Below are 16,627 nucleotides of genomic sequence, written 5' to 3'. Positions count from 1 at the left end.
TTGTCGGGCGAGCAGCCTTTGCGCGACATCGACCGAATCAGTTTCGCGTCGCGCATCCGTGAGAGCCACCCCGGCCAGCAACGTCTTCTCCCGGGTTGGTCAGGAGTTGCAGGTTGACGCCCAGGTCTCTTTTAGCAATTGATTGGTCTCTCCAGGATGTCGTGTTCAAGCTGCAATTGGCGGATATCGCGTCGAAGCGATTCGACCTGCCGCTCCAGTTCTCCCCGCTCAGGGGCGTGCGGCGAATCGTTGTGGCGTTTCATGAAAGGCCGGACACGAACGCTCACCACTGTCCAGAAAATCCAGGCGGTTCATTACGAGTACATGGACTACCTCCAGGTAGTCCAAGACGGTGTAAACCCGATGGATCCCGCGACGAACTGGCGCGTAATATCGGTTCGGCTAAAGATCTCCTCAATTTCTTCGCCGGAGTAGGCATGCGACTGTCCGATTTTATCGTGCAGGAAATGGAGCCCATTCTGGCGCAGTGGGAGGCGTTTGCCGCCACGCTGCTGCCAGCCGCTGGCAACATGGGCTCCCTCGCGTTGCGCGACCACGCGCAGCAGATTCTGGAAGCAGTAGCCAGGGATTTGCAGACTTCGCAGACCAGGGAAGCGCAGCACGAAAAATCCTTGGGGAGGGCACCCCGGCTGACGGATGCGCCGGAGACAGCTGCGCAATCCCATGCGGTCCTGCGCGCTCGAGGCGGTTTCAACATCAACCAGCTGGCCGCGGAATACCGCGCTTTGCGTGCAAGCGTGCTGCGTTTGTGGATGGATGAGTGTCAGCCCGATGCGCCTCATCTGGATGACATCATCCGCTTCAACGAGGCCATCGATCAGGCGCTGGCCGAATCACTCGGTTTTTTCAGCACACAAGTCGAGCAGGCTCGCAATCTGTTGCTTGGGATGCTCGGACACGACATGCGGAGCCCGCTGCAGACGATCCAGGTGACAGCTTCATATCTGTCCGCGCTCAATGCGGGGCAGCGCGTTTCAGAAGCTGCAGCCCGTCTGGTGCGCAGCGGCGCCCGGATGCAGGCACTTCTGGATGATCTGTGCGATTTCAACCGAACAAGGCTCGGGCTAGGTATTAACGTCATACCTGCTGCCGTTGATCTGACGAACGTGTTCACTGATGAGCTGGACCAGTTGCGCGCAGTCCATCCAGACCGGCAGATCGAGCTCGAGGTGCACGGTGACGTTCAGGGTGTCTGGGACGGTCCGCGTCTGCAGCAACTGCTCGGCAATCTCGTTCTGAATGCGCTCAGATATGGCGCGCGAGACGCGCCCGTGCGCGTCGTGGTGACTGGCGAGGAGGCCGAGGTGCGCTTCGAAGTCTGCAATAGCGGACCAGCCATCGAGGGACTGTTGCTGGAGCGCATCTTTGATCCTCTTCAGCGAGGTCCCGAGCGAAAAATCAACGAGGACGCGCATGGCAGCCTTGGGCTCGGGCTGTATATCGCGAGCGAAATCGCCAAGGCGCATCACGGCGCGATCGAGGCGCGGTCAGATAAAGAAGAGACCGCATTCACCGTACGTCTGCCGCGCCGGGCGTAGCAGGCGAGCCCGGCTTGGTAACGGGCATGCCACGAATTATGTGGGTGGGGGGATCTGCTGGTGGTTTTACACCTGCCGAGACGCGCTATTCCATCGCCGGTCCTCACAGACCGACCACGACTGCATGAAGCAAATCCGCAGCATCGTCGCAACAGGAAGGGTGCGCGCCCCGATTACCTATTCGGTTCGTGCTGCTCCATGCGCGCGATCAGCCTCGATCATTAGAACCCGGTCAGATCTCATCGAGAAAACGCGCTCGCGCACGCTTCGCCGTCGTATCAGACCAGGATGGAGTTGCGCGGACGAACTCCGGCTCACGGCATTCGGCCTGGAAGTGCCCGACCGCGCAGCAAGGAGCGCAACGGCTGAAGCGGGAAGAACCAAGGTGTCAGTCGCCGCCATGGGGGTCTCGCGTCGCAATTATTGTTTCATCGCGCCAGTTGCGTTCGAGTTTGACGCGCCTTGAGGCGACATCGCCTGCTCACGCTTCTGCATCAATGTGCCACTGGCGGGCTTGCTATTGCCGGCGTCCGCAGCACGGCCCATGCTCTGGCCGGCGGCACCCGGCTGCGCGTTTTGAGTATCGCGGTGTGCTGGCGCAGCGTTGCCGGTGTTGGTCTGCGCAAATGCGCAAGCGCTAGCGATGATGGAAATTGCGCTGATTCCTGCCATTATCAACTTCATGATCGTCTCCGGTTCGGGACCTGCTTTCGCATCTCTGACCCGCGTGCAGCATGAGGCATGCCCGGAGGAAGTGGCGAACAATAAGCGTGCGCTGTTGCCGCCCGCGAGAAGGGGATCGAAATCTCTTGCCATCTTTTACCTTGTGTCAGCGTGCAGGCGCTGCTCTGTAGCGACGGTTCCTGCGCGGGCTCATTGCTGACGATGTGACGGGTCACGACCGTTGCATCATTCCAGTCAAATCTGAAAAACCAGGTGGATGGCTCAACCCGGGTTTCAGCAATCTCGCAGCTTTGCATGCCATCCGCCAAGAACGGGACCGGCCGTCCAGCAAACACCGCCTGGCTGCGTGTGTAACGTGTGGCTTCGCATTCCGACAGCTTGGGCTTAGCGCCAGCATCGCGAATCGATGGCTCGCCGGCGCGCCTGTCAAGCAACGCCGCTATCGAGGCCGGCTTTCGCAGGAACGCCATCCGTTCTCCGCGAGCACAACACGGTGTCCGCGACTCTCCAACGCCAGTTGCAGCGCGCATCGGTTTTCAAGTTCATCGTCGATGAGCAGTACGGTGGACATGACATGTGGGAAGGGATGAATATTCACTTCTGCCGGTGAAAAAAAGTCGCTTTTTCTCGAATTAGTGTCGGATTCTTCCGTCGTTGTTTCGTCTATGCGGGGTAGACCACACAATCAGCGCACAGTTAATTAACGAAAAACCATAATCCTTGCAAGGCATGAATAACCACGATCGATTATGAAAAGTTGAAACCTCGGCTGGGTTGTGTAGCGGCGGCAAGCCTTGGACCTGCAGTCGGAAGGGAGTCCGCAAATACCGTTTATGTCTGCGGCCGGTCACGACTCTGCGGCAAAAGAATTCGCTCCGGCCTTGCAAATGCAGGACAGCGGACCTGCGCAACTGAGCGTGACAAATGGGGGCGCCGTTTCCAGTTCGAGCGGGACTCTGCAGATCGGGGGCGGATCGACGGCGACGGCCGTTGTCAGTGGCGCTGGCAGCACGCTTTCCGCCGGAACCTTTCTCGGCGTCGGTGTCAGTCCGAGCAGTGTAGGCATGCTGACGATCACTGACGGTGTCAGGGCGACGAGTGGCAGCGGGACTTACCTCGCCTTCGATGGGGCCTCGGGCGGCCTGCCGCCATCCGCAGGAACGATCGTGGTGTCGAACGGTGGGTTGCTCACGTCACCGCTCCTCGTGATCGGTTCGAGCGGGGCTGCGGATTTGCCGATCAAGTCCAACGGCACTGTGACGATCAGCGGGAAGACGATTGTCGGCGCCATCGCGGGGCCTGCAACCGCAGGCGGGATGTTCGGCACGAATCCTGCGATTCTTCACGCAGCAACGATTCTTTCCTATGCTTTAAGCAACGGCGAGCCCGCCGGAGCTGCCATTGCCGCGTCGCAGGACCGAGGGCCGCACGCCTGCGCCGTGACATCGAATCAAAGCAGCCGTTCGCGCGTGTTTCGATGATTCACCGGCTACCGGGCGGTCTGGATTGCAACGTTTGGACTACCCAGCAAACGAACGGAGCGTGGCGATGAAGCGGAGCGAGTCACCCCAGCCGGTCACGATGCTCGAAGCACTGATACCGATCGCTGGCCTCGTCTTTCTCGTCAGTCTGTCCTTCTACCTGTTCGGCGATGGTGGTGCGAACGGGCCGAACCAGGTGGCACTCGTCGTGGCGACCATGCTGGCCGTATTCGTCGGTTGGCGTCGCGGTCATTCGCTCGCTTCGCTGGGCGAGGCCGCGAATGCCAGTGTCAGTTCCGGTATCGGCGCGATTCTCATCCTGTTCGCAGTCGGCGCGCTGATCGGCACGTGGGCGCTCAGCGGCACGATCGTCGCCATGGTCTATTACGGGCTGAAATTGCTGAGCCCGGACTACTTTTACGTCACGGCGGCTGGAATCTGCGCGGTGATCTCGTTCGCCATTGGGACCTCGTGGACTGTCGTGGGTACGATCGGAATCGGCCTGATGGGCATTGCGCACAGCATGGTCCTGAGCCCCGCCATAACGGCCGGTGCGGTGATTTCCGGCGCTTATTTCGGCGACAAGTCTTCGCCGCTCTCGGACACCGCGAATCTTGCGGCCGCTGCCGCCGGTGTCGACCTGTATCAACACGTGCGCGAGACGCTGCTGACATCGCTCGTCGCGATTGTCATCACGCTGGCCGTGTTTTATCTGCTTGGCCGCCCGGGCGCCTTCGATGCGAGCGCGGAGGTTGCTGCAATGCAGAGCGCATTCTACATATCGCCCGTGCTGTTCCTGCCGCTCATTCTTGTCGTCGTGCTGACGCTGTTCCGGCTTCCGCCATTTACCACCATCTTTCTTGGCGCATTGGCGGGTGGCGTGGTTGCCGTTTTCGTCGAGCCAGCGCGAGTCCTCGCATTTGCCGCCGCGCGAGAGGGCGTGCCGATCCCGATTGCGATGCTCAAAGGCGTATGGCTTGCGCTTGGGAGCGGCTACAGGTCCACGACTGGAAATCCAGTGCTTGATACGCTCCTCACTCGCGGCGGTATGGACAGCATGTTGAATACTATCTGGCTGATCATCACGGCGCTGGCATTCGGAGGGGTGGTCGAGAAGTGCGGTGCGATAGAACGCCTCATTGCTCCGGTAGTCAATTGGGCCAGGAGCGGTGGGGCGCTGGTCGGCTCCCTGGTCCTGGCGACGATCGCGACGAACATCGTTACGGCGGACCAGTTCATCGCAGCCGTGCTGCCGGCCCGGATGTTCAGAAGTGCATTCGCGGCACGCGGCTACGCGCCCATCGTGTTATCGCGTTCCGTTGGTGATTCGGCCACGACCACAGGCGCGCTGATCCCCTGGAACAGTTGCGGCGCGTTTATGGCGGTGACCCTTGGCGTGCCGACACTCAGCTATGCGCCCTATGCCGTATTTTGCGTGGTAAGTCCGCTGCTGACGGTGGCGATCGCCTACGCGGGTATCCGCATGCCACGCGTCCCTCCAGCCCAAGCCGGGACCTCAACGGCAGGCGGCCCGCCAACTCCGGTCCATGAAGACGCCAAACAGAATTGACGGGTATTCTTACTCGAGTCGTGAGGCACCCTCGCTCGTGGCCGATACCCGGCGCGCGATGTGTTTCCAACCTATTGCAAGCGTTCTTCCGTCCGACGAACCGTCGGCAATACTGTAAGGAGCAGTCAAGATGAAAATGCAACGAAACGCTCCCCGGATCGCGTCCATGATGCTCGCCGCGGCGTTCACACTGGCTCAGGCAGGCGTCGCGGTGTCGCAGACGGCTGCTCCGCAGAGCGCCAGCGAGATGCATAGGACCGGCATGCCCGAGACGCAGCAGCAGGGCGACATATCGTACGTGACCGGCGGAGTCGGTCGCGACGAGTCGACTGCGCTGCGGCAGGCACGAAGGCAGTGGCCGTTGTCACTGCAGTTCACCGGTCCCGGGGCGAGCTATGTGGCCGACGTCCAGGTGAAGATTGCCAAGGCTGGCGGCGCGGCCGTGTTCGAGGCCACGTCGAAGGGGCCATACATGCTCGTGCGGCTGCCTCAAGGGCGCTATACGGTCAACGCCACTTACGGCAGCGTGACCAGAAGGGAGACTGTGAACGTCCGCGGCAATGGCAGCGCGCGTGCGACGTTCGCGTTTCCGTCCACCCACTGAGCGCGGTCCCGACGCCGCGCCGAAGCTCGCGCGCGTCGGGTTCGTTTGACGAGGGGGCCTGGACCCAGCCATGGGCTTATTTGGCTTTTACACGCCAGTATCTGTACTTTTGCGGAACGAAAGCCTCATGCCTTGAGCACGTTCTTCCCCTTCGTCCCGAGCAACGGCAAGTCGCGGATCCGCACACCGGTCGCGTCGTCGATCGCATTCGCGAGCGCCGCGGCGGCCGGGCCTTGCGCCGCTTCTCCGACCCCGAGGAATGGCAAGCCCGGCCGGTCGATCAATAGCACGTCCACGCGTTTGGGTACGGACGAGAAGCGCATGATCGGATAAGTGCTCCAGTCATAGCTCGTGATGCGTTGCGGGTCGAAATGCGTTTCTTCATAGAGCGTCCAGCTCGTGGTTTGCAAAATGCCGCCTTCGATCTGATTGCGCACGCCGTCCGGATTGACGATCTGTCCGCAATCGACGGCTGCTACGACACGCTCGATGCTGAGCTCGCCGGTATCGCGCATGACCGTCACGTCCATCGCGACGGCAAGGTAGGCCATCAGGTTCTTGTATTGGGCAAACGCAAAGCCGGTACCGTGCGAGCGCGGGCTCGAGTCGCCCGTTCGCGCGCTGCGGGCTCGCCAGCCGAATTGATCGACTACGGCGCTAATGACGCCATGCGCGCGCGGATCATCGAGATGTTCGAGGCGAAACGCCACGGGGTCGGCGTGCGCGGCTCTGGCGAGTTCGTCGATGAAGCTCTCGATCGCGAACACGTTCATGTGCGCGCCGAGCGAGCGCATGGCAGAGACGCGTATCGGCATCGTCGGCACGAAATGATGCTGTACGTGCAGGCTGGGCACGCGGTAAAGCGGAATGCTGTTGCGGTCGCCTCCGCCTTCCGGCATCGGAATCGGCTTCGGCGGCGCGGGGGTGAACGGTTGCGCAAGGAGCTGCGCGGGCAACAGGCGGCCCGCATTCTCGATACGGTTGTTATGCGTGTTGCTCCATAGCTCGTAACGCCAGTCGGCAAGCGTGCCTGCCGAATCGAGCGTTGCATTCGCCTCGACTGTCATGGCCGGGCCGAACGGCTCCCACATGTGTTCCTGTTCGCGCATCAATTGCACGCGCACCGGGCGGCCAGGCAGCTCGCGTGCAACGAGGGCGGCGTCGGCCGCGACATCGTCCGCGCCTGCACTCGCCACCGGTCCTTTCATCTAGCCTCCATCGCCGAGCCGTCCGCGCATCATGGTTCCAGACTACGTCGCGCGGCTCCAGGTGGCGCAAGCGGCATTCCTGATATTCGCGGAAGTCTGCGGCTGTCCGCCGCTCCGCGGTTGGCCGCTGTCTACGAGGACGGAAGCTCTAGGGGCGAACAGCGGCAGGTCGCGATAACGGTCTCGCCTAGCCCGCTGCGATCGCGATGGCGATCTGCACGAAAAGCACCTTGACGATGGTCATCGACGGAAAAATCATCGCGTACATGACGTCGGGCTGATCCGTCGGCGCGATGCGGTTGGCGAAGGCGAGAATCGCGGGATTGCCGGTCGCCCCGCAGATCACGCCGACCGATGTATCGAAAGACAGTCTGAAGACCCACAGGCAGCACACAGCCGTGACGCCGACGAGCACCAGCAGCGTGATCACGCCATAAAGCAGCAGCAGCGGTCCGGCGGTGCCGACGGTCGCGACGAACTTCGGTCCGCAAGACAGGCCCACCTGCGCGAGAAAAATCGTCAGCCCGAGATTGCGCAGCACGAGATTTGCCGAGAGCGGCATCACCCACACGAACGGTCCGTTGCGGCGCGCCTTGCCGAGGCACAGCGCGACCAGTAGCAACGCCGCGAGACCCAGGCTGAATGCGCCGAGACCGGGCGCGCGCAGCGGGATCGCGCCGACCAGCAGCCCCGCTGCCGCGCCGATACCCAGACAGATGAAACTGAGGTCGGCCGTGCCCTTGATCGAATCGCCGAAAAACGCGCGGACCCTCGCGCGATGCGCGCTACTGACGAGCAGGCCGACGCGGTCGCCAGCTTCGAGAACGAGCTCTGGCGTCGACAGTAGATCGGCGTCGCCGCGCCGCACGTGCGCGACCGCGCAGTTCACGCCATCCGGAAAGCGCAGCTTGCCGAGCGCCGTGCCGACGACTGACGGACTCGACGCGAACACGCGCATATAGTCCAGGTCTTCCCGATGACTCGAGATACGCCCGGGCTGTAGCTCGCCGCAGAGCGCCGTTGCTTCGTCGAGCGGGCGGCGCTCGGTGGCGGTGGCAAGGAGGACGTCGTCGGCGCGCAGCGTGAAGTCGTCGCTGGGCAGTTGATTGTGATGCGCGCGCCGCACGGCCGCGATCACTACGCCGGCAGGCAGGCGAATCGAGAGTTCCGACAGCCTGAGACCGAACAGACTGGCATTGCGCAGCGCGATTTCCGCAGTCTCCAGCACCTTCGCGGGCGGTTTCGGTATTTTGGCTTTCAGGACCGAGTTCAGCACATAGAGGAATAGGATCGGCCCGGCCACGCCGAACGGATAGGTGACGCTATAAGCCACGGCGGCATCGCTGCTTTTCATCGATGCGATGGCAACCTGCAGGCTCGCCGTGCTGGTGCCGCTGCCGGCGAACATGCCGAGCGCATCGGCGAGCGTGATGCCGAAATGGATGAAGGCGCACGCCACCAGACCCGAAGCGATCACGCCCAGACATGCGGCCGCGTTGGCCTTCACGCCTTCCCGGCTCGTGAGCCCGCGGAAGAACTGCGCGCCGTACTGAATGCCGATGCCATACAGAAACAGCAGCAGACCGAGCGTGCCCAGCAACGCCGGCGGCGCGGATTTCGGCGCGAACGCTCCGAGCGCCAGTCCAACGAACAGCACGGCCCCCGAGCCTAGAGCCACGCCCTTGATAGTGATTTCGCCGACCAGGTAGCCGAGCGCGATGGTCAGAAAAAGCGCGAACAGCGGCTGAGTTTCGAGGAAAGTTCTGACTGCTTCCATGCCGCCCCCTATAGGTGGACAAAGCAACGCGACTGAGCGCCTCCACCGGGCAGGCCTCGCGTTCGACGCGCGGCAGTTGCTGACGATATTCGTTGCTGCTATCGCATTGCGCCTGCGAGGTAGCCCGAGCCGAGACCTACGATCAGATCGAGTGCGCCGTTCTTCAACGCTTGCGTCGCGACCACGCCCGCCGCTTTCAATGCGGCCGCGTCGATGCGCGACGCGTCCGATAGCTCGACACGCAACCGCGTGGCCGCCAGCGCGTCGAGCTTCCTGATGTTGGCCGCGCCGCCCAGCGCCGCACGAATCTTTTCCGCGCGCTCCGTTTCCTGCGGCGAGTTTTGCACCGAGGCCGCCACACCCGCTGGAGCCGCCGCCGCTGCGCCTTCCACACCAGGCACCCCCGCCGCCGGCAAATCCGCTTCGGCGCCCGCTGTCTTCAGATAGTCCTGCATGTCGGTTTTCATGTTCTCCGACAACGGCCCGAAGATTGCCTGCACGCCGTTGCCCACGCGCACCACACCCGCGGCGCCGAGCGCCTTGAGCTTGGGTTCGTCGACGCCCGCCGGGTCCTTCACGGAGATGCGCAGCCGCGTGATGCAAGCGTCGAGACTCGTGATATTGGAGCGGCCGCCGAAGGCGAGCACGAGTTCGCGCGAACGTCCTCCCGCGCCGCTCGCGGCAACCGCCGCTGTTTCCGCCGCGTCGTCCTCGCGACCGGGTGTCTTGAGGTTGAAGCGCGTGATGACGAAGCGGAACACGCCGTAATAGATCACCGCGTAAATTGGACCAAGGATGAAAACGTACCACGCGTGCGTGGCCTTCCCACCGATCAGGTTGAACATCAGAAAATCGATGCCGCCTTGCGAAAACGTGAAGCCCATGCGCATGCCCAGTGTGTTCGCCACGAACTGCGCCGACGCCGCGAGGCATGCGTGAATCAGGTAAAGCACCGGCGCGACGAACAGGAACGCGAATTCGATCGGCTCGGTGATGCCGGTGAGGAAAGAAGTCAGCGCGGCCGAGACCATCATGCCGCCGACGGCCACCTTCTTCTCCGGCTTCGCGCAATGCCAGATCGCGATCGCCGCGGCCGGCAGGCCGAACATCTTGAACAGGAACGCGCCCGCCAGGATGCCCGCGGTCCGGTCGCCCGCGAAAAAACGGGTGATGTCGCCGTGAACCGTCCTGCCGGTCGTCGGGTCGAGGTAGCTGCCCATTTCGAAGAAGAACGGCACGTTCCAGATGTGATGCAGGCCGAACGGAATCAGCAGACGTTCGACGAAACCGTAGACCGTCGCGGCGGTGCGCGGGTCGGAAACCGCCGCCCAATGCGAAAAAGCCTTGATTGCGCTGCCGATCGGCGGCCACACGAAAGACAGGATCGCGCCGAGCACGATCGAGCCGATCGCGGTCACGATCGGCACGAAGCGCTTGCCCGCGAAGAAGCCCAGATAGGGCGGCAACGTGATCCGGTAGTAGCGGTTGAACATCCATGCCGCGAGCCCACCGGCGAGGATGCCGCCGAACACGCCGGTCTGGATCGACGGTATGCCCATGATCGTGTCGGTTTCGACGCCCTGGAGCTTGCCGATCACACCCAACGTGGCTGTCATCACCAGATATCCGATCGTTGCGGCGATGCCCGAGACGCCATCGTTCTCGGTGAAGCCGAGCGCGACGCCGATCGCGAAGATCAGCGGCAGGTTGCCGAAGATCACGTCGCCCGCGTTCTTCATCAGCGCGAGCACGACGGCCGGCACGTAACCGTGAAAGTCGGTGGCGCCGAGACCGAGCAGCAGGCCGGCCACCGGGAGCACGGCGACGGGCAGCATCAGCGATTTGCCGATCTTCTGCAAGACTCCGAAGGCATGCGAGAACATGGCTGATCTCCTGTTGATCCGCTCACTCGGCAAAGCGCGACAGATGCGCGCGGACTTCCGCGGCGGTGCCCAGACACAGCACCTCGGCGGCGAGCTTCCTGGCTTCTTCGATCGTCACGCGTGCAAGCTGAGCCTTGATCGAACCGACCGCCGGAATGCTCACCGACAGCTCGTCGATGCCAAGGCCGACGAGCACCGGCACCGCCATCGCATCCGACGCGATGCCGCCGCAAATGCCGACCCATTTGCCATGCTTGTGCGCACCGTCGACCGTCATGCCGATCAGACGCAACACCGCCGGGTGCAGCGCGTCGGCCTGCTTCGCGAGTTGCGGATGGCCGCGGTCCATCGCGAGCGTGTATTGCGTGAGATCGTTCGTGCCGATCGAGAAGAAGTCGACTTCGCGTGCGAGCGGCTCGGCGATCAGCGCGGCCGCGGGGACTTCGATCATGACGCCGACTTTCACGCTCGCCGCGCGATCGCCGGCTTCTTCGAGCAGGATCTTGCGCGCTGCCCGCACCTCCTCGATCGCGGCGATCATCGGGAACATCACGTGCAGATGCCCAAGCGGCGCCGCGCGCAGGATCGCGCGCAGTTGCGTGCGGAAGATGTCGGGACGCTCCAGGCTCACGCGCACACCGCGCAGGCCGAGAAACGGGTTGTCTTCCTTCGGCAGCGGCAGATACGACAGCGGTTTGTCGCCGCCGACGTCGAGCGTGCGGACCACGAGCGGCCGCTCGCGGCCAAGCGCTTCGGCGACGGCGCAATATTCGGCGGCCTGTTCGTCTTCGGTTGGCGCGGTGTCTCGCGCGTCGAACAGGAACTCGGAGCGCAACAGGCCCACGCCTTCGGCGCCGGCCGCGACCGCGTCGCGTGCTTCCTGCGCATTGCGGATGTTCGCGACGACTTCGACGCGGTGGCCGTCGGCCGTCATCGCGAGTTTGGTTGCCGCGAGCTTTTCGTCTTCGCGTTTGGCGGCCTGGCGGCTGATGCGTTCGCGCGCCTTCCCGAGTTCCTCGGCGCTCGGGTTGCGCCGCAAGCTGCCGCGCGAACCGTCGAGCACGACGGGCGTGCCGTCGGCGAGTTGCAGCGCGCGCGCGTCGATACCGCAGATCGCCGGAATGCCGAGCGAGCGCGCGAGGATCGCGACGTGGCTCGTCGCGCCGCCGCTCGTCGTGCAAAAGCCGAGCACCTTGCTGCGATCGAGCGACGTGGTGTCGGACGGCGAGAGCTCCTCGGCAATCAGGATCGATTCGTCCGGCACGTCGATCTGCGCCTGCTTCACGCCGGCGAGCAGCGCGAGCACACGGCGGCCGACGTCGCGGATATCGCCGGCGCGTTCGCGCAGCAGCGGATTGTCGAGCTTTTCGAGCATGCTTGCCTGGTGCTGGAACGCATCGCGCCACGCGAACCCCGCGCCCTTTCCCGCGCTGATGCTGCTAATCGCGGCGTCGTTGAGGCCAGGGTCGTCCAGCAGTTCGAGATGCGCGTCGAGAATCTGCGCTTTCGACGGATCGGTGAGCGTCCCCTTGAGCGCCTCGATCTGCAGACGCGCCTGATGCTGGGCCGCTTCGAGTTGCGCCCGTTCGCGTGGCGGCGACTCGCCCGCTTCGTTCACCTCGATGACCTGCTGGCGGAACTGCACGATCCTGCCGACCGAAAGCCCTGGCGAAGCGGATACGCCGATGAATTCGTTGGTGTCGGCGGGAGCCGCTTCGGTCGGTGCTGGCACCGGCGCAGCCGGTGCGGTTGGCGCAGCCGCCGCGGGTGCGGGCGCATCGCCGGGCTTTTCGCCCGATCCCTCGCCAAGCAGACGCGCGACGGTGCTGGCCGCCTCCGCCGCGTCGGGACCGCGGGCCTCGACGCGCAGCTTGTCGCCGAACTTCGTTGCGAGCCCCATGATCGCGACGACGGACTTGGCATTTGCGCTGGCATCGCCGCGCAGCAGCCGGATCTCGGACTTGAATTTCTTCGCCTCGACCACGACGACCGCGGCGGGCCGTGCATGCAGGCCCGCTGGATTCGGCAGCGTGATCTCGTCGGAGAGGATCGCGCCGGTGGCGCTGGCCGTGTCCTTGCCCTCCATGCTGCCGACCAGCTCGACGTACAGCGCGACGTCGGTGCCGGCGACGACGAGCCCTTTCGCGGGAACGTAGCGCGTGACGAGATCGCCATTGGCGATCACCATCTGCGTGAGCAGGCTGGTTGCTTTTGCGCCGACCGCGATTGGGTCGAAGCGGATCAGCGGCGTGCCCGTCGCGACGGCGTCGCCTTCCTTGACCAACGGCATGAAGCCCTCGCCGCGCAGCAACACGGTGTCGAGCCCGATGTGCAGCAGCACTTGCAGACCGTTGTCGCCGGTGATCGTCGTGGCGTGGCCAGAGCTATGGAGTTGCGTGACCTTGCCGGCAAGCGGCGACAGCAGTTCATCCGAGGTCGGATCGATCGACACGCCATCGCCGACCATCTTCTGGGCGAAGACCGGATCGGGCACGCTCTCGAGAGGGACCAGTACGCCCGACAGTGGTGCCATCAACCCGATGCGCAGAGGACGCTGAGGAGCTTTCATCGCCAAGACTCCTTGTACATTGACGCTCGCCTTAGGTGGCTCGACTCGAGCCGCATGGGCGCGACATTCACACGTGCGGTCGGCACCATTGCCGCTCACGCCGCTCACCCATTTGTGAGCGGCGCACGTTACAAAAGCGTCGGTGACAAAAACTCGGGAAACCAGACAAGGTCGCGCACGTCGCCCGTGTGCGCCCGCGCAGCCTCGACCGGGATGAATGGAGAAACGTCAGGCGCGCTCCGACGGCACTGTTTGCGTTTGCCGGGCCGCCTCGCACCCGTGCGCAACCCTTCGTACCGTGGTCCCGGAAAAAAGGACCCGGAAAGCGCTCTGAAAAAGAGCATATGTTACTGAGCGCAGATTGCAAGACAAGACGATTTCGGACGGGAACGCCTGAAATTTGCAATTTCCTGGCGGGAGATGGAGCGGTCTTTATTAATTGGCGTGTGACGCGTTCATTAATCTGTGTTTTATCCGTTTAGCGAAAGGCGGCGGCCCGACAAGACGCTCACCCTTGCTGTTCAGAGTAGATCCGTGACGACATCCACCGTATCGAACTCGATGAGCAATTCCGCGCCCAACGAGGCGCCTATAGATGCAATCGGCATATTGGGGCGGTTCTCTTTCCCGAAATATGATTTTTCTAGCGCATGGAGGGCGCGCTGATAATCAGGGGACTGGAAGTCGATGGTTTGGCCAATGCGCATCACATTGCTGATGGCGAACGCTTCCGTGCCGACGCATAGGGAAGAGCCGTACGCGGTCGTTTCGCGGGACTAGCTGACTCGTAGCGAGATATCGCCGCAGAGGCATTGTTCAGCCACACCTTCTAGTCTTTTCATCGGACGACTCTTTTTCCGACACGAGGCCCAGCCTAAAGTACGAGACTTCAATCTGGCATCAAGGGCATCATGCAAATCGATACACCTGCAATTTCGGCATCGTTGGAAAATTCAACCTCCGCGGGTCAATGGCTCTCCGTCATAGCGGTAGCGGTAAGCGCATTCGCTTTCGTCACTGCCGAGTTTTTGCCTGTCGGGCTGTTGCCACAAATCGCACACGACCTCGGCGTGTCGACCGGTGTCGCGGGCCTCATGGTCACCACGCCCGGCGTGATGGCCGCGATATTGGCGCCTACGCTGATAGTCAGCGCGGGCCGGATGGACCGCCGGTACGTTTTCCTGTTCCTCACCGCGGTACTGTTGATCGCGAACGTCGTGTGTGCCATCGCACCGAACCTCGCGATCATGCTCGTAGGACGGGCTCTGCTTGGCGGCGCGCTGGGTGGCTTCTGGACTCTGGCGACGGCGGCGGCTCCTCGACTCGTGCAAGCAAAGGATGCCGCCAAAGCGACCGCGACCATTCTGACCGGCGTGACCTGCGCAACCGTGATCGGCGTGCCGCTCGGGACGTTTATCGCGTCGTTTGCATCGTGGCGCATGGCGTTCGCCGCCACCGCGGGCCTCGTGTCGCTCGCCTTACTGGCGCAGGCGTTCCTCGTGCCTTCGTTGCCGTCGGCATCGGCGTTGCGGATCGCCGATTTCAAAACCCTGCTTGGCCGGCCTCATACGAGGTTAAGCATGGTGATGGTCGCGCTCGTCTTCGGCGCGCATTTCTCGACCTATACGTATATTGCGCCGCTGCTCGAACACGACTTCTCGTTGAGCGCCATCACGCTGTTGCTGTTCGGATTCGGTCTGATCGGCTTCTTCTCCAATGCGTTGACATCGATGGTGATTTCGGACCATCTAAAGAAATCCGTCGCCGCGATGGTTCTGCTGCTATTGGGCGCGATGTCGTCGATGTTGCTGCTCGAACATTCGCCGATCGGTGAGACCGCGGGGATGCTGCTGTGGGGAATCGCGTTCGGAGCGCTTCCGCTTTGCTTCAGCGTGTGGATTCAGCGCGGTACGACAGACCTGCCCGAAGCGGGGTCGGCCATGTTCGTCAGCATCATCCAGGTGGCGATTGCGGTGGGCTCGGCAGTGGGGGGCACCATTGTCGACCGTGCGGGCGTTCACGCTGACTTCACGCTGGGACTTGGACTCGCGCTACTGGGCCTCGTGGCACTGCAACGGCTTGCTGTATTGGAACGACCGGCCACGGCGGCTTCTCTTGATTGCGCCTGCGATGCGTCGGTTGACTGACGCGTCCAGACAGTACGTCGCGTGACTGGACCGCACCGCGCTAGCCAGCCGTGGCGACCGAATCCGTCAAACAGCCGTCTTCACGACTCTGGGTTGAAACGGGGCGTTGAGCGACACGTCGCCAGCGGCCTCGTTGCGGGCGGCGCTCGTCGATAGATAGCGCAAACAGCACACGCGCAAAAAAGACGCAAAATTCAACGGCTCTTCGCCGCGCAAGGCGACCAGTTCGTCGTGAAGCTTCACGACGAACTGGGTCGTTGTCACGTTCTCGCGGTTGGCGATTTCCCGAAGCACGTCCCAGAAGAGATTTTCGAGCCTCACCGTGGTCACGACGCCATGAATGCGCAGCGCGCGCGTACGCGACTCGTAGAGGATCGGATCAGCGTTGACATAGACGTTGCACATACGTTCAGCCTTTCTCGCGAATGATGACGTCGCAGGACGCGAAGCGCGCGGCGCGGGCGCTCATGCCGTCGCGATCGAGCGTAACACGGTTGGTCGCCCGCGATGCCGCGCCTCGGTCGAGGCGCGCTCCTTCAATGCGCGATGCGCGTGCCCAGCAGCGCAAGGAACTGCGCAAGCCAGTTCACGTGCGAGGTCCATGCGGGCGCGGTGACGAAGTTCTCGTCCGTGATCGCGTCAGGCCAGTCGAGCGCCACGTACTGCGCGCCCGCGAGCTTCACTTCGGGCGCGCAGGCCGGATACGCCGAGATGCGCCGGCCTTCGATCACACCTGCCGCAGCCAGCAGTTGCGCGCCGTGGCAGACCGCGGCAATCGGCTTCTTCGCTTCGGCGAATTGGCGCACCCAGCCGATCACCTCGTCGTTGAGCCGCAGATATTCGGGGGCGCGGCCGCCGGGCACGAGCAGCGCGTCATATTGCGCGGGGTTCACCGACGCGAAATCGGCGTTCAGCGTGAAGTTATGGCCACGCTTTTCGGTGTAGGTCTGATCGCCTTCGAAGTCGTGGATTGCGGTGCGAATCGCGTCGCCCGCGCGCTTGTCGGGCGCGACGACGTCCACCGAATGCCCGACTGCCGCCAGTGCCTGAAACGGCACCATCAACTCATAATCTTCGACGAAATCGCCGGCGATGATAAGAATTCGCTTTGACATGCTTCGTCTCCTCTCGAATGGGGTGGGAAA

General features: G+C 63.0%; 12 protein-coding genes and 2 pseudogenes. 5 read left to right on the top strand and 9 right to left on the bottom strand.

Annotation, left to right across the window (positions count from 1 at the left end):
- Positions 1 to 42: 42 nt before the first annotated feature.
- Positions 43 to 263 (bottom strand): annotated as a pseudogene (locus HDG37_RS40415) (IS3 family transposase); the annotation flags it as partial.
- 174 nt (positions 264 to 437) lie between these two features.
- Between HDG37_RS40415 and HDG37_RS24905 the strand changes: the two are divergent.
- Positions 438 to 1,559, top strand: coding sequence for a sensor histidine kinase KdpD (locus tag HDG37_RS24905; RefSeq protein WP_184052167.1), 1,122 nt, complete (start codon positions 438 to 440; stop codon positions 1,557 to 1,559).
- Positions 1,560 to 1,979: 420 nt separating this feature from the next.
- Here HDG37_RS24905 and HDG37_RS24900 read toward each other — a convergent pair whose 3' ends face one another.
- Positions 1,980 to 2,243, bottom strand: a complete 264-nt coding sequence (locus tag HDG37_RS24900) for a hypothetical protein (RefSeq protein ID WP_184052165.1) — start codon at positions 2,241 to 2,243, stop codon at positions 1,980 to 1,982.
- A gap of 794 nt (positions 2,244 to 3,037) precedes the next feature.
- Here HDG37_RS24900 and HDG37_RS24895 point away from each other — a divergent pair.
- The 3 genes from HDG37_RS24895 (at position 3,038) to HDG37_RS24885 (ending at position 5,898) form a co-directional block, all read left to right on the top strand.
- Positions 3,038 to 3,724: a hypothetical protein gene (locus HDG37_RS24895; protein ID WP_184052163.1), complete on the top strand. Its 687-nt coding sequence runs from the start codon at positions 3,038 to 3,040 to the stop codon at positions 3,722 to 3,724.
- Between the two features lie 67 nt (positions 3,725 to 3,791).
- Positions 3,792 to 5,294, top strand: coding sequence for a Na+/H+ antiporter NhaC family protein (locus HDG37_RS24890; protein WP_184052161.1), 1,503 nt, complete (start codon positions 3,792 to 3,794; stop codon positions 5,292 to 5,294).
- 130 nt (positions 5,295 to 5,424) lie between these two features.
- The gene (locus HDG37_RS24885) at positions 5,425 to 5,898 is read left to right on the top strand and encodes a carboxypeptidase regulatory-like domain-containing protein (protein ID WP_184052159.1); all 474 of its coding nucleotides are present in this window, start codon (positions 5,425 to 5,427) and stop codon (positions 5,896 to 5,898) included.
- Between the two features lie 125 nt (positions 5,899 to 6,023).
- Here HDG37_RS24885 and HDG37_RS24880 read toward each other — a convergent pair.
- The 5 genes and pseudogenes from HDG37_RS24880 to HDG37_RS24860 form a co-directional block, all read right to left on the bottom strand.
- A pseudogene (locus HDG37_RS24880) lies at positions 6,024 to 7,082 on the bottom strand (molybdopterin cofactor-binding domain-containing protein); the annotation flags it as partial.
- A gap of 211 nt (positions 7,083 to 7,293) precedes the next feature.
- A complete protein-coding gene (locus tag HDG37_RS24875; RefSeq protein ID WP_184052157.1) occupies positions 7,294 to 8,883 on the bottom strand; it encodes an aspartate:alanine exchanger family transporter in 1,590 nt (529 codons plus the stop codon).
- Positions 8,884 to 8,981: 98 nt separating this feature from the next.
- Positions 8,982 to 10,766: a PTS glucose transporter subunit IIBC gene (ptsG, locus tag HDG37_RS24870; protein WP_184052155.1), complete on the bottom strand. Its 1,785-nt coding sequence runs from the start codon at positions 10,764 to 10,766 to the stop codon at positions 8,982 to 8,984.
- 22 nt (positions 10,767 to 10,788) lie between these two features.
- Entirely contained in the window at positions 10,789 to 13,335 is a 2,547-nt protein-coding gene (ptsP, locus tag HDG37_RS24865; protein ID WP_184052153.1) for a phosphoenolpyruvate--protein phosphotransferase, read from the bottom strand.
- A gap of 521 nt (positions 13,336 to 13,856) precedes the next feature.
- The gene (locus tag HDG37_RS24860) at positions 13,857 to 14,042 is read right to left on the bottom strand and encodes a hypothetical protein (protein ID WP_184052151.1); all 186 of its coding nucleotides are present in this window, start codon (positions 14,040 to 14,042) and stop codon (positions 13,857 to 13,859) included.
- A gap of 204 nt (positions 14,043 to 14,246) precedes the next feature.
- Here HDG37_RS24860 and HDG37_RS24855 point away from each other — a divergent pair, with 204 nt between their 5' ends.
- Complete coding sequence (locus HDG37_RS24855) at positions 14,247 to 15,482, top strand: MFS transporter (protein ID WP_184052149.1); 1,236 nt, start codon at positions 14,247 to 14,249, stop codon at positions 15,480 to 15,482.
- A gap of 66 nt (positions 15,483 to 15,548) precedes the next feature.
- Here HDG37_RS24855 and HDG37_RS24850 read toward each other — a convergent pair whose 3' ends face one another.
- Both HDG37_RS24850 and HDG37_RS24845 read right to left on the bottom strand, forming a co-directional pair.
- Entirely contained in the window at positions 15,549 to 15,887 is a 339-nt protein-coding gene (locus HDG37_RS24850; RefSeq protein WP_184052147.1) for a ribbon-helix-helix domain-containing protein, read from the bottom strand.
- A 131-nt stretch (positions 15,888 to 16,018) separates the two neighbouring features.
- On the bottom strand, positions 16,019 to 16,597 hold the full coding sequence (locus HDG37_RS24845; protein WP_184032364.1) for a DJ-1/PfpI family protein: 579 nt from the start codon (positions 16,595 to 16,597) through the stop codon (positions 16,019 to 16,021).
- Between the last annotated feature and the right edge of the window lie 30 nt (positions 16,598 to 16,627).

Origin of the sequence: Paraburkholderia sp. MM5384-R2 (assembly GCF_014201025.1) — a bacterium.
GTDB lineage: Bacteria > Pseudomonadota > Gammaproteobacteria > Burkholderiales > Burkholderiaceae > Paraburkholderia > Paraburkholderia tuberum.
Note: the sequence above shows the minus strand (reverse complement) of the source record. Positions and strands in the feature narration are given on the sequence as shown.